Origin of the sequence: Amycolatopsis pittospori, assembly GCF_013870525.1 — a bacterium.
GTDB lineage: Bacteria > Actinomycetota > Actinomycetes > Mycobacteriales > Pseudonocardiaceae > Amycolatopsis > Amycolatopsis pittospori.
Window position 1 is genome coordinate 12,177 of sequence record NZ_JACBXD010000016.1, and the last position, 13,053, is coordinate 25,229.

12 protein-coding genes are annotated in these 13,053 nt (G+C 67.7%); 6 read left to right on the top strand and 6 right to left on the bottom strand.

Translation table 11 applies throughout. From position 1 onward, the window contains the following. Positions 1–56: 56 nt before the first annotated feature. The 3 genes from H5J31_RS11650 to H5J31_RS11660 form a co-directional block, all read right to left on the bottom strand. Complete coding sequence (locus H5J31_RS11650; RefSeq protein WP_328701456.1) at positions 57–1,391, bottom strand: neutral zinc metallopeptidase; 1,335 nt, start codon at positions 1,389–1,391, stop codon at positions 57–59. 584 nt (positions 1,392–1,975) lie between these two features. Further along, positions 1,976–3,178, bottom strand: a complete 1,203-nt coding sequence (locus H5J31_RS11655) for an LCP family protein (RefSeq protein WP_181772532.1) — start codon at positions 3,176–3,178, stop codon at positions 1,976–1,978. A gap of 174 nt (positions 3,179–3,352) precedes the next feature. Further along, positions 3,353–4,096, bottom strand: coding sequence for an SDR family NAD(P)-dependent oxidoreductase (locus H5J31_RS11660; protein ID WP_181772533.1), 744 nt, complete (start codon positions 4,094–4,096; stop codon positions 3,353–3,355). Between the two features lie 100 nt (positions 4,097–4,196). Here H5J31_RS11660 and H5J31_RS11665 point away from each other — a divergent pair, with 100 nt between their 5' ends. Beyond that, positions 4,197–4,823, top strand: a complete 627-nt coding sequence (locus H5J31_RS11665) for a TetR/AcrR family transcriptional regulator (RefSeq protein WP_181772534.1) — start codon at positions 4,197–4,199, stop codon at positions 4,821–4,823. A gap of 36 nt (positions 4,824–4,859) precedes the next feature. After that, entirely contained in the window at positions 4,860–6,434 is a 1,575-nt protein-coding gene (locus tag H5J31_RS11670) for an MDR family MFS transporter (RefSeq protein ID WP_181772535.1), read from the top strand. Between the two features lie 98 nt (positions 6,435–6,532). Here the strand turns inward: H5J31_RS11670 and H5J31_RS11675 are convergent, their stop codons facing one another. Beyond that, the gene (locus H5J31_RS11675; protein WP_181772536.1) at positions 6,533–6,784 is read right to left on the bottom strand and encodes a WhiB family transcriptional regulator; all 252 of its coding nucleotides are present in this window, start codon (positions 6,782–6,784) and stop codon (positions 6,533–6,535) included. A gap of 203 nt (positions 6,785–6,987) precedes the next feature. Here H5J31_RS11675 and shbA point away from each other — a divergent pair, with 203 nt between their 5' ends. Then, positions 6,988–8,160 carry an RNA polymerase sigma factor ShbA gene (gene shbA / locus H5J31_RS40410; protein ID WP_328701461.1) on the top strand — a complete coding sequence of 391 codons (1,173 nt, stop codon included), beginning with the start codon at positions 6,988–6,990 and terminating at the stop codon, positions 8,158–8,160. Positions 8,161–8,294: 134 nt separating this feature from the next. Continuing rightward, complete coding sequence (locus tag H5J31_RS11685; RefSeq protein WP_181772537.1) at positions 8,295–9,005, top strand: DUF4190 domain-containing protein; 711 nt, start codon at positions 8,295–8,297, stop codon at positions 9,003–9,005. A gap of 48 nt (positions 9,006–9,053) precedes the next feature. On the opposite strand, the gene H5J31_RS11690 is transcribed toward H5J31_RS11685, so the two are convergent. Further along, positions 9,054–9,644 (bottom strand): hypothetical protein, encoded by a 591-nt coding sequence (locus H5J31_RS11690; protein ID WP_181772538.1) that lies wholly within the window; start codon positions 9,642–9,644, stop codon positions 9,054–9,056. A 223-nt stretch (positions 9,645–9,867) separates the two neighbouring features. On the opposite strand from H5J31_RS11690, the gene H5J31_RS11695 reads away from it, so the two are divergent. After that, a complete protein-coding gene (locus H5J31_RS11695; protein WP_181772539.1) occupies positions 9,868–10,146 on the top strand; it encodes a DUF3892 domain-containing protein in 279 nt (92 codons plus the stop codon). 672 nt (positions 10,147–10,818) lie between these two features. Here the strand turns inward: H5J31_RS11695 and H5J31_RS11700 are convergent. Next, entirely contained in the window at positions 10,819–11,994 is a 1,176-nt protein-coding gene (locus H5J31_RS11700; RefSeq protein ID WP_181772540.1) for an MFS transporter, read from the bottom strand. Positions 11,995–12,089: 95 nt separating this feature from the next. On the opposite strand from H5J31_RS11700, the gene H5J31_RS11705 reads away from it, so the two are divergent. Continuing rightward, entirely contained in the window at positions 12,090–12,983 is an 894-nt protein-coding gene (locus H5J31_RS11705) for a LysR family transcriptional regulator (RefSeq protein WP_181772541.1), read from the top strand. The last annotated feature ends 70 nt before the right edge of the window (positions 12,984–13,053 follow it).

Sequence of the window (13,053 nt, forward strand, 5' to 3'; positions counted from 1 at the left end):
CCTTCCGTGAAGGCCTCCTTCACTACCTTGAGGGTAGGGAAGGAGGCCTTCACGGACTAGCGGTACTTCTCGCCGCAGGTCTCCTGGTTTCCGGAGGAGAAGCCGTCCCGGAAAGCGGCGACCCTGGCGAAGCCCGCCGGGAGCGTCCGGCCGCGGACGTCGGCGGCGATCAGGCTGTTCTGCGTCAGCATCTCGGCGACGGCCTCGTCGAGGTCGCCGGGCGACAACGTGAGCGACCCGCGTTTACCGTCCACGATGGTCGATGCCCAGAACCCGGTGAGGCACGCCGTGCGCTGCGCGGCCACCGGGCCGTCGAGCCGGAATCCGCCCTCCTGCTGGACGGCGAGCGTGTAGCGCGACGCGACCTCGGCGAACGCGGCGAAGTCGCCGATGCCTCGCGGGGATCCCCTGCGCGGCGGCGTGCCGATACGGACGAGACCGTCGAGGTCGAGGTTGATCTGGTTGGACTCCGAGCAGTAGGACGCCAGAGCGTCCTCCACCGTGACACCACAGGCCGCGCCGGTGGTCAGCGTCGGCGGGGTCGCCGCGAGCCGGAAAGCCTGCCGGAGACTGGCGGTGAGGTCCGTCAGGGCATCGCGATCGTCGAGCCGGACGTTCACCGCCGCCGCCTCCTCGTTCGCCGCGGCCGAACCGAACCCGCCCTGGGTGCTGCGGCCCTCGACCTCCCGCTCGTCGATCATCGCGCACCGGGCCGGTCCGTCGGTGAAGCCGAACTGGAACGCGGAAACGCGGTCGAAAGCGTTGCCGTGAGCACCGTCGTCGTCGAAGGCGACGCCGGCCGAGTCGCGGATCTGGAACAACGCGGTGAGCACTTCGTTGAGCCCGCGTCCGGTCGACACCTGGAACATCGGCGACTTGCCCTCGGCGACCCACCGGAGATACGAGCCGGTGTAGCAGTCGGCCTGTTGTTCCTTGACGATCGAGGGCGTGGCCCCCGGCAGGCCCAGCCGGAACTGGACGGCGTGGCCGATCTCGTGGGCGAGCACGGCCATCACCGCCGCCGAACCGATGGAGTCGTTGAGCATGGGCAGCAATTCGCCGCGATCCCACGCGACGACGTCGTCCGCCGAACAGTAGAACGCGTTCACCAGCCCGGCCGTGGACGCCCCGCAGATCACCCGGCCGCGGCCCGCCGAATCATAGGAAACGAGGTTGGCCAGCGGCCGGAACTCGCGTTTGAAGACCGCCGGCAGGTGTTCCTGCCAGTAACGCTGGACATCGGCGACGGCGTTGGCCGCGAGTTGGTCGATCTCGCCGTCGTCCCCGCCGGTGACCGGAAGGCCCGCGTCGAGCACACCGGGCTTGAGGCCACTGGGCCCGTCGGTGATCGCGAGCCCGGCGACCCGGGTGGGGTCCACCGGTTGTGCCACTCCCCCTACTGTCGCGGCACAACCGGTGAGGAACAGGGACACGCTCGCCACGATCGCCCAGCCGGACCGACGCTTCGCACCGGCGGCGACGAGCGGCGCAAATCGTTTACGAAACACGACTCTTCTCCCCTGCACCCTGGCGTCCAGGCCTTCTGGAACTCCCTTACGCCACCGACACGGACGGCGACTCGATGCGGTTCAAAAGAATCTTGGGGATTTTGCGGGACTCACGTGCCCGGACGCCGGGCCCGGCACCCGAGTGGCCAGGGAACCCTCGGGGCGAGTGGGTCGTGAGTGGCGTTTCGGGTTATGGAGGGGTAAGGCAACCGTGTCGGGGTCGTGGTCGCTCCTGCGCCTACATTCTCCTGGTGGTGATGGCGGCCTGGCTGTGACGTCGATGCCCGGTCGTGAAGTACAGGCGTGACTCGCGTGCTCAGGCCCGTGACTCGCGTGTCTGGATGCCGCACTCGTGTGTGCGGAGTCCGAGCACGCGAGTTCCGTCTTCAAGCACGCGAGATACGGACCTGAGCACGCGAGATACGGGCCTGAGCACGCGAGTGCGGTGACAGCTCACCTTCACGGCCTCAGTTCACGCAGCCGGGGAGCGCATCGGCCGGCGGAGGCGTGGCGGAAGAGGAAGGCGGCGCGGACACGGAAGAGGTGGCCGCGACCGGCTTGATCCCGATGCCGCCGGTCGGCTCCCCCACCGCGGCGACCGTCGTCGAAGTGAGCGCGGTCTTCACGAACGCCCGGACCTCCGCCGGATCCACCTTGACGGCGTCGCCGTCGGAGGGCGTCGGCAGGGAAAGGCTCTGGACCGGGATGGTCTGGAACTTCAGCGCGCCCGAGCTCATCCCCCGCAGTTGCTGCGCGAAGCTCACCACGTCCCAGCCGCGGTCGAGTACGACCGAACCCTGGATCGCGCCGACCAGGGAGCTCAGCCTCGTGGGGTCGGTGAACGTGCCGGCGTCCAGCATCGTCTTGGCCATACTCGAAAGGAACGCCTGCTGCCGCGCGATGCGGTCGAGGTCGCTGGGCAGTCCGTGCCGCTGTCGTACGAAGGCGAGCGCCTGCGCCCCGGAGAGCAGCTGCTTGCCCGCCGGGAACGAGGCCCCGGAGAACTTGTCCTGCACCGGCTCCTTGAGACAGACCTCGACACCGCCGACGGCCTCGCTCAGCGCGGCGAACCCGGCCAGGTTGACCGCGGCGTAGTGGTTGATGGAAAGGCCGGTGAACTGCTCGATCGTCTGGATCGTGAGTTTGGCACCCGCTTCGTTGGCCTTGACCTCCAGCTGTGCGCCGGTCAGCCCCTGTGCCCGCAGCGAGTTCATCGCGGCGTTCTTGCCGCGGCTGTACGCCGAGTTGATCTTGTGCTTGCCGAGCCCGCCCGCGATGTCCACATAGGAATCGCGCGGGATGGAGATGGCCGTGGCCGCCGCACCGCCGGCCGGGATATGGACCACGATCATGGTGTCGGTGGTGTCACCGCCGGCGTCACCGGCTCCGGCGTGCAACGCGTCGAGGACGTTCTGCGGCAACGGGTTCCCGTAGGCGTCGGTACGCGAGTCGATTCCGACGAGCAGGATGTTCTGCGCCACCTTCAGTGGTTCACCCGCCGGGCCGTCGGGGACCTGGGCCGTGGGCGCGATGACGTCGGCCGTGACGATGCCTTCGTCCAAACGGCTCAACTGGGCCCACGCGTAACCCGTGACCCCCAGCACGACCGTCGACACCAGACCCACTGCGACGCGGCCGCCGATCCGCCGTCCTCGCGACGTGAGCAGCACGACCCTCTCCCCGCTTCCGAATGATTCCCCCGACATCGAGGATCACCGCGTTAGCTGGGAATTACCTGAGAAAGCTGTCATGACTGGGTCTTAAAGCCCGTTCGGCCCAGCGAAAGTGATCAAGGAGACAGCCGTTCGCGACACCGTGTGCCGACTCGCTCGCGCTGCGCTCCCCTACCGGGGCATCCGTCGCCAGATCGCGCGTGGCACCACGCGCATCACCGAGAACACCAGCCTCAGCAACCCCGGCACCCACACCGTATCCCGGCGTTTCCGAAGCGCCGAGACCGTCGCGTCGGCGACCTGATCGGGCGTACTCGAGAACGGCGCGGGCGACATGCCTTCGGTCATCCGGCCGATCACGAATCCGGGCCGGACGAGCAGGAGATGCACGCCGGTGCCGTGGAGGGCGTCGGCCATGCCGCTCGCGAAACCGTCGAGGCCCGCTTTCGCCGACCCGTAGACATAGTTCGCGCGCCGCACCCGCACCCCGGCGACCGACGAGAACACGACGAGACTTCCGCTTCCTTGCCCACGAAGCACATTGGCCACCTGGGTCAGCACACTCACATGAGCCACATAGTCGGTGTGCACGATCGCGACGGCGTGCGCGGCGTCCGCTTCGGCGCGCGCCTGGTCGCCGAGGATCCCGAAAGCGGTGACGACGACCTCCAGCGGCCCGTGGTCCGCGACGACCTTCTCCAGGAACGGACCGTGCCCGGCGAGGTCGTCGGCGTCGAACTCGACCGTGTCGACCGCCTTCGCGCCGGCGGCCAGCAGCCGCTCGGACTCCGCGCCGAGATCCGCGCTCCGCCGCGCGGCCAGCACGATCTTGCCCGCCCCGCCCTTGGCGAGCCGCTCCGCGACCGCCAGGCCGATTTCGCTGCGCCCGCCCAGTACCAGCACCGTTCCGCTCACGCGCCGCAGTCTGCCAGGCCGCGCGCCGCCACCGGCGAGTGGCACGGTTCACAAACTGCAATTTTGCAGTCTCTGCACTTTTTGCGTTATCGTGGTGCCCATGCCCGAACCCGTCAAAGGTCTCCGCGAACGCAAGCGGCTGGACACCCACCGCGCGCTGGCGACCACCGCCGTGCGGCTCGTCGCCGATCGTGGTCTGGACAACGTGACGGTCGAGGACATCAGCGCGGCGGCGGGGGTCTCGCCACGCACCTTCTTCAACTACTTCGCGTCCAAAGAGGACGCGGTGGTGATCAGCCATGCCGACCACGCCGAGCGGTCGCGGCACATCATCGAGAAATTCCTTGCCACACCCAAGGAGATCAGCACTCCTCGCGCCTTCATCGACGCGATCAAGGAGGAGCTCGCCCACGTGGACGAGAACCGCGACGAATGGCTCGGCCGGATGAAGGCCATCCACGAGCACCCCAGCCTGCATTCGCGCGCGGTGGCCATGAACCACGAAACCGCCACGTCGACGATCGAGGCGATCGCGCGCCGCGCCGGCGTCGACCCCAAGGCCGATCTGTACCCGACCCTGCTGCTGACCACGATCGGCGGCGCGGTCAACGCCGCACTCCTCCACTGGTACCAGCACGACGGCCGCACGCCGGCGCTCGAACTGCTGGACGAGGCCGTGGAAACGCTTCTCGCCGGGCTCCCGGAGCCCGGCGGCCGCGCGCGCTGACGCGCCCGGCACCACAGAACACGAAGGGGGACGACCATGTCCGTATCCACCACCGAACCACGAGAACCGGAGGCCTCGGCCGGTTCGATGAGCCGTAAACAGGTTCTCGAAGCGATGTCGGGGCTGATGATGGGCATGTTCGTCGCCATCCTCGCCTCGACGGTGGTCGCGAACGCGCTGCCGCGGATCGTCTCCGAACTCGGCGGCTCGCAGGCCTCCTACACCTGGGTGGTCACCACCGAACTGCTCGCGATGACCGCGACGGTGCCGCTCTGGGGCAAGCTTTCCGACCTGTACAACAAGAAACTGCTGATCCAGCTTTCACTCGGCTTGTTCGTCGTCGGCTCGCTGGTCGCCGGTTTCGCGGGCAACATCGAGCTCCTGATCGGCAGCCGGGTCGCGCAGGGCATCGGCGCCGGCGGGCTCACCGCGCTCGCGCAGGTGATCATGGCGGCCATCGTCTCGCCGCGTGAACTCGGTAAGTACTCGGGGATCTTCGGTGCCGTCTTCGCCGTCGGGACCATCGCGGGCCCGCTGATCGGCGGCGTCATGGTGGACACCTCGTGGCTCGGCTGGCGCTGGTGCTTCTTCCTCGGCGTCCCGTTCGCGATCGCCGCGATCCTGCTGCTGCAGCGCACGCTGAACCTGCCGACGATCCGGCGCGACGTGAAGGTCGACTACCTCGGCGCGTTCCTGATCATGGCCGGTGTCTCGACGCTGCTGGTGTGGTCCTCGCTGGCTGGGCACCAGTTCGCCTGGGGCTCCTGGTGGACCGTCGGCCTGGTGACCGCCGGCGTGGTGATCCTCGCCCTCGCCGTCTACGTCGAGTCGAAGGTGACCGAGCCGATCCTGCCGCTGACGCTGTTCCGCAGCCGCACGATCACGCTGACCACGCTCGCGAGTTTCCTCGTCGGTGTCGCGATGTTCGGCGGGACGGTGTTCCTGTCGCAGTACTTCCAGCTCTCGCTCGGCAAGTCGCCGACGGTGGCCGGTCTGCTGAGCCTGCCGATGATCTTCGGCATCCTCGTGTCGTCGACGGTCTCGGGTCAGCTGATCAGCAGGACCGGCAAGTGGAAGAGCCATCTGCTGCTCGGCTCGGCGCTGATGACCGCGGGCCTGGCCCTGCTGGGCACGCTCGACTCGAAGACGAACCTGGTCGTGCTCGGCGCGTTCATGGTGGTCCTGGGTGTCGGCGTCGGCATGCTGATGCAGAACCTCGTGCTGGTGGCACAGAACGACGTCGACGCGCAGGACCTCGGCACGGCGACGTCCACCCTGTCGTTCTTCCGCAGCCTCGGCGGTTCGATCGGCGTGAGCGCGCTGGGCGCGGTACTCGCCACCCGGGTCACCGCGCTGATCACCGACGGCCTCGGCCCGCTGCCCGGCGGCGGCGAAGGCGGCGCGGTGCCGAACATCGCCACGCTGCCCGAACCGGTCGCGACCGTGGTCCGCGACGCCTACGGGGAGGCGACCAGCGAGTTGTTCCTGATCAGCGCGCCGATCGCGCTGCTGGTGGTCGTCGCCGTCGCCTTCCTCAAGCACAACCCACTGAAGACCCAGTCGGGCAACGAACGACTGGCCGAGGAGACCGCCGTGGACGCCGTCTCCTGACCCACCACACGAGAGGGGCCCGGTTCAGCCGAACCGGGCCCCTCTTTTTTCGCGCACGAAAACCGTACTGGAAATTCGGTCGCGTGATTCAGTCTGTTTCAGGCAGCGGCGCGAACGCGAATCGGACGGCGCCGTTCGCTGCTCGTCAGCCCGCCGAAAACGCCATGGGCGAGTCCGTTGTCCAAGGCGTAGGCCAGGCAGGCCGACGCGACCGGGCACCGCGCGCAGACGGCCTTCGCGCTGGCCACCTGCCGTGCGCCGGGGCCGGTCTCGGTGACCGGGAAGAACAGTTCGGGATCCTGACCGCGGCAAGCGGCCTCGCTCAGGTCCCCCGTCATCACCATTTCCATTTTCCTATCACCTCCTTGTCCTCTCATGGTCCATTCCCCGTCAAACGACTTCCCAACCGGAATCGCGCGTATCCGGCCGGGCACGCACCGCGAAGCTCGACACCGACCCACCTTTACCGGATCGTTACACTCAGCGGCCCGCTCACTGCACCTGTCCTGTGAGGGCAATCTCGTCCGGCGGCTGAGAGCGGTGAGTGCGGGTGATGGGCCACGACGAGTTCGACGAGTTCTTCCACGCCGAATTTCCGCTGCTCACCGGGTTCCTGTGCAAGGCGGGCTTCGCACTCGACCCGTCGCGGGACGCGGCGGCGGAGGCGATGCTGAACGCCTACGAGGACTGGCGGACCATCACCCAGCCGAAGTCCTGGGTCCGCCGTGTCGGACACCGGCGCGCGAAGGAACAGACCGCGGTCCGCGCGGACTGGGCGTTCACCGACGTCGCCAGGGAGGACAAACTCGCCACCCTCGCCGACGAGACGTCGTCCGTCCTGACCATGCTGGGGCGCCTCCCGAAGCGTCAGCAACTCGGAATGGCCTGGTCACTGGACGGCTTCACCCCCGCCGAGATCGCCGGGGTGCTCGGGATCGCGGACGAAGCGGTCAGCGCGACCTTGCGGCACGCTCGGAGCCGCCTGGAAGAAAGCGATCCCGAGTTCGTCGACCGCCTGCACGACGCCAACGACGCCTTCGTCGACGCGCTGCGGGTGGGCCTCGACGTCGACGACACCCTGGCCCGTATCAAGAACCGCGCCATGATCCGCGATCTCGCCCTCGTGAAGCCGGGCGCGGCCGACCCCGAACCGGTGAGCCAGGCGCACTGGTACTCCCTCGACGCGCCCGTCGCGGCCGCCGGCCAGGGCGATCCGCGGGCACTGAACCATCTGCTGACCACGATCCGGCCGCTCGTGATCCGCTATTGCCGCTCACGGATCGGCAGACAGGAACGGACGTACGCGTCGGCGGACGACGTCGCGCAGGAGGTGTGCCTCGCGATCCTGCGCGCGCTGCCCTCCTATCGCGAGCGAGGACGCCCGTTCCTCGCGTTCGTCTACGGCATCGCGCAGCACAAGGTCGCCGACGCCCGCCGCGCCGCCGCCCGCAACCGCTCCGAACCCGTCGCCGAGGTCCCCGACGGCGTCTCCGATTCCGCCGGCCCGGAACAACACGCCCTGCACAACGAATTGAGCGACCGGATGGGCGAACTGCTGCGAATCCTGCCCGACAAACAGCGCGAGATCGTCGTCTTGCGCATCGTCGTCGGTTTGTCGGCCGAGGAAACCGCCGGAGTCGTCGGCTCGACCGCGGGCGCGGTGCGAGTGGCCCAGCACCGCGCTTTGACGCGACTCCGCAAAATCCTCACCGAGGAGAGTGAATGATTCGCGGATACCTGATCGTTACGCCTTTTCGTAACACCGAACCGGGTCAAAGCGCGCGAAAATCGCGTACGACGAGACGTAACACGGGAATACATCACGGCGATCTCCTCGCGAAGACATGCGAAAGGATCATCGTGACCACTCCCTCGCCGTACCCCTATCAGGCGGCTCCCGTAAGCACGCCTCCACGTAACGGATTGGGCACCGCGGGGTTCGTTCTCGGCCTCGTCGGATTGCTGTTCTCCCCGATTCCGTTCATCGGCGTCATCGCCTGGCCGCTCGTCATCGTCGGGCTCATTCTGGCCGCGATCGGATTCTCCCGGGCGCGCAGCGGTGTCGCGACCAACAAGGGTCTCGCGCTGACCGGCGTCATCCTGTCCGCGATCGGCCTGGTCATCTGCATTCTGTGGACCGCCGTGTTCGGCAAGGCCGTCGTGGATGCCGCGAACTCGCTGCCCACGGCACCGATGTCGGCCCCCGGCGCACCGCTGGGCAACGAGGCGGGGGTGCCCGCCGCGCAGGAGCCCGTCCAGCAGGCGGCGGCCGAGCACACCGTGGTCTACCGGGTGACCGGGACCGGCGGCGCGAAGGCAGGCAACATCACCTACACGACCGATGGAATGACCACCAGCAACCAGGAAGCCAACGTCAAACTCCCCTGGGAGAAGACGATCAAGCTGTCCGGCGGCGAGGCCCTGCAGATGGTGAGCATCCTGGCGCAGGGCAGCGGCAAGGGCTCGATCAAGGTGACCATCGAGGTCGACGGCAAGCTCGTCAAGGAAGCCAGCGCCCAGGAATACGGTGTCGCGCACGCGAACGAGAACATCGGCACGCTCGGCAACTGAGCGAACGTGCAGGCCCTCCGTGTTCCGAAGGGCCTGCACCACCCCCGCTCAGGGGCGGCAGCGTTCGGCCGTCGCGGCGGCCTTGGTCAATTCCGGGGAATCGAGAACGGCCTTCACCGGATCGAGTGCGCTGTGCGCTTCCTTCTGCGCGGCGATGAGCCCTTCGACAGCACGGCCCTGCGCCGCCGTGTCACTCTTCGCGGACGCGTCCAGATCCGCCTTGGCGTTCGCCGCCTTATCGCGGGCCGCGGAGTATTTCCCGAGGAAATCCTTCTTCGCGGTTTCCCCGGCGGGAACCGGACCGGCGGGCAACGCGGTGAGACCGTCGACCGTCTTACTCAAAAGGGTCTTGTAGTACCCCAGCTGATCGCTGGTGCTCTGCTTGATGGCCTCGACGGAGTCGCCCCCTCCAGCCGTCATCTTGTTGTTGCCGTCGATGAATTCCCGGACGACGCCGCAGAATCCGTTCATCCAGGTCACCGTGGTGGCGGAATCCGCGACGGACGGCGAAGGCGCCGCCGGTGCTGCGGGCGCGGCCTGCGGTGCCGGGTCCGGCGCGCAACCGGCCAGGACCATCACGGCCAGGGCGAGTCCCGACGCACCCAGGATCCCGGCCGACGTCTTGTGGGCAGCGCACATGTCTGTTTCCCCTCTCCTCCGGCTGGTGTTCCCCGCCGGCGAAAGGACTTTGACACGGTGGAACGGGCGCGGTCTGCGTCATCTGACTCAGAACGGACGAGCCGCGCTCGAACTCGTAACGTTCGAAGCACGGCGCCCAAGCGGCGTAACAGGGTGCGTACAGGTGGCGAGTACAGCATTACCCCTGTTCGCTTCGAGGGCATCCAGCCGAAGAGGTAACACCATGGCCATCAAGATCATCGCAGCGCGGCTCGAAGGTGGGAAGTTCCACGAAAGCATCACGAAACTGCGCTGGATCAACCCGGGCAGCGGCGAAACCGGCGAGAGCTTCGTTTCGGCGATCGTGGCCTGGATCGAGGACGACGACGGGAAGGCCTACGTGGACGAGGGAATCCACCGGGTGGCCGTGGAGATCATCAAACCGACCTTCGGCCCGAAATTCCTCCGCACGCGGGCGGACGGGATCTGGAAGGACAACCTGCTGGCTCTCCCGCGCTTCTGAACGAGCGCATCCACAAGGGACGGCAAGGTGATGTCGCGAAGGCGGCCAAAGAACGACAAGAGACTTCTGATCATCAACACTCCACCATCGTTGAGAATCACGTCCGGGTTGTCCCGCCGTACCGTGTCAGAACACCGATACGACAAGGCTGCTCCACGCTCGCATGGTGATTTCGGGGGAGCTTCCCTCACCAAGGAGAACGGCTGCGGCGAGTAGCTCAGCGGAGCCAGTCCGAGATCCGCCGGTCTCGGTCTCCTGCCTCGGCGGTGAGGTGCTTGGCGAGGAACTCTTCGAACATCGCGCGTGCGTCGCCGAGCCCCGGTCGAGAAAGTCGCCGAGGTAGTGGGTCGCCGGCCAGGCGGCGGTGACACCGGCCCAAGCTAGGAAGAGCCTCCCGCCCGCGACACTCCCGTGCCCGGCCACGGCGATCAGACCTGGATACCACAGGGTATGGACACGCCAGGTCTGGCAATGGGCGAGCAATCGGGTTCGCGGAGACGTGTGTGGCCGGCGAGTGGCTCTACAGTCAGGCACGTCGTCTTTCACACGCATACCTCCAGCGGCGGTTCGAACCCAGCTCTCCGCGACGAGGGCGCAGACAGTGACGCGAACAGGCCAGGTGAGGGATGCCGAGCGACCACCGGCTCACACCGACCACTCAGACGGTAGAACTCAAGCTGGGCGTACCCGGACACCGGCGGTGGCGAGAACCAGCACCGCCCCGGCCGCGAATACCGCACCGAGCCACATCACCGCGGTGGTCCCGGCTGCGTCCGTGGCCAGCCCGCCGACCAACGCTCCCGCCGCGATCCCCGCGTTGAACACTCCGGCGAACAGACCCGACGTCGCTTCACGAGCCTCCGGGGCGGCCACCAGCATCCATGCTTGCGCTGCCACCGAGACACCGCCGTACGCCAGGCCCCAGACCACCAAGAGCGCCACGGCCGTCAGTGTGGTCTGCCCCAGGAGCGGAACCAGCGCCATCGTCGCCGACAAAGTCCCGCCGAGCACCAGCAAGGTCACCCGTGGTGATCGCGCGGCTCCGGCGCCCGAGGCGAAATTGCCCGCGACCCCGAAGAGCCCGTAGACCAGGAGGAGCGTTCCGATCTGCCCCGCGCTGACCCCGGACACCTTTTCCAGTACCGGCCGGACATAGGTGTACGCGGTGAAATGCCCGATGACGATCAGCGCCACCACGATCAGCCCGAGGCGCACCCGCGGCACACCCGCGAGCCGCAGCATCGCGCCCAGGCGAACGGCCCCTTCCGTCGGCAACGACGGCAGGGACATCACCAGCGCGGCCGCTACCACCAGTGAAAGGCCGCCGGCACCTACGAAGGCCATCCGCCAGCCGACCAGTTCACCGAGATAGGTGCCTGCCGGTACACCCAGCACGGACGCCACGGCGATTCCGCTGAAGATCAGCGAAGTCGCGGATCCGACCGACCGCGGTGGAACCAGCCGCACGGCCAGGCTCGCGGCGATCGCCCACACTCCGCCCATACCGATCCCGACGAGGACTCGGGCGACCAGCATGACGCCGAAGCCGGGAGACCACGCTGCCAGGAGATTCCCCACCGCCAGCAGGGCCATCAACGCGCACAGCACGGCCCGCCGGTCGAGATTCCCGAGCGCCGGGATCAGCAGGGGCGCGGAGACGGCCGCGACCAGACCGGTCACCGTGAGCGTCAGACCCGCCATACCCTCGGTGACCTGCAAGTCGCGGCTGATGGGGGTCAGCAAACCCACCGGCAGCATTTCCGAGGTGACCACGGTGAAGGTCGCCCCGGCGAGCGAGCTCACCGCCGGCCAGCCATTCTTCCTCTGTTCGGTTTCCCTTGTCGTCACGTGTTCAAGGCAACCGTCGCCCGCTGCCGGGAACAATGGCCGATGTCTCATCCTTCTATGAGCGGGACTACTGGATCCACGGAGGGAGAGGACCGATGAGCGGCCTGGAGATCCGTGAGCTGGAGGCGTTCCTGGTGCTCGCCGAGGAGCTGCACTTCGGCCGGGCAGGCGAACGCCTGTACGTCTCTCAGAGCCGGGTCAGTCAGCTGCTCCGCTCATTGGAGGGACGGATCGGCGCGACGCTGGTCGAGCGCACGAGCCGCCGGGTGGAACTGACTCCGTTAGGAGAGAAGTTCCTCGCCGAACTGCGTCCGGCCTATGAGGCGCTGCGGGCCGCCGTGGATCACACGCGCGACACCGCGCGAGGGATCGGCGGTGTGCTGCGAATCGGCTTTCAGGGCATCATCGACGACCACCTCGCGAACGCGATCGGCGGATTTGAGAAGCACCACCCGGACTGCGCGGTGGAGCTCACCGAAATCCCACTGGCCGATCCGTTCGGCTCGCTCCGCCGTCGAGAGATCGACGCCGCGGTGGTGCTGCTTCCGGTGGAGGAACCGGATCTCGTGCTCGGCCCGGTTTTCTCTCGTCAGCCGCAGATGCTCGCCATCTCGCCTCGGCATCGGTTCGCCCGCAGGGAGTCCGTCACCGTCGAGGAACTGGCGGAATGTCCTCTGATCGGGATCCACGGTCCGGCCCCGGACTACTGGCGCCACACCCAAGCCCCCGAAATCACCCCCGGGGGCCGCCGGATACCGCGCGGCCCGACCGTCGCCACACTGCAGGAAGGCATGGGTCTCGCCGCGGCGGGCCAGGGCGGCATGGTGCTGTGCCGCTCGACAGCCGAACACCAAGGACGGCGGGATTCGGTCGTCTTCGTGCCGCTCACCGGGCTGCCCGAATCGGTGCTCGGCGTGGTTTGGCATGCGGAGGACAGCGGCCGGGCGCGTGCCTTCGCAGAGGAGATCGCTGTTCCGGCTCGAAGCTGACCTCGATGTGCGATCGTCCCGGCAGGCGCGATCGGCCAGTCGGATCGCCGATCAACGAAAAACCGTAGCG

Excerpts from the sequence above, each read along its gene's own strand:
- H5J31_RS11665 (WP_181772534.1), top strand. The coding sequence starts at position 4,197 with ATGCCCGAACCCGTCAAAGGTCTCCGCGAACGCAAGCGGCTGGACACC.
- H5J31_RS11670 (WP_181772535.1), top strand. The coding sequence starts at position 4,860 with ATGTCCGTATCCACCACCGAACCACGAGAACCGGAGGCCTCGGCCGGT.
- H5J31_RS11675 (WP_181772536.1), bottom strand. The coding sequence starts at position 6,784 with ATGGAAATGGTGATGACGGGGGACCTGAGCGAGGCCGCTTGCCGCGGT.
- shbA (WP_328701461.1), top strand. The coding sequence starts at position 6,988 with ATGGGCCACGACGAGTTCGACGAGTTCTTCCACGCCGAATTTCCGCTG.
- H5J31_RS11690 (WP_181772538.1), bottom strand. The coding sequence starts at position 9,644 with ATGTGCGCTGCCCACAAGACGTCGGCCGGGATCCTGGGTGCGTCGGGA.
- H5J31_RS11695 (WP_181772539.1), top strand. The coding sequence starts at position 9,868 with ATGGCCATCAAGATCATCGCAGCGCGGCTCGAAGGTGGGAAGTTCCAC.
- H5J31_RS11705 (WP_181772541.1), top strand. The coding sequence starts at position 12,090 with ATGAGCGGCCTGGAGATCCGTGAGCTGGAGGCGTTCCTGGTGCTCGCC.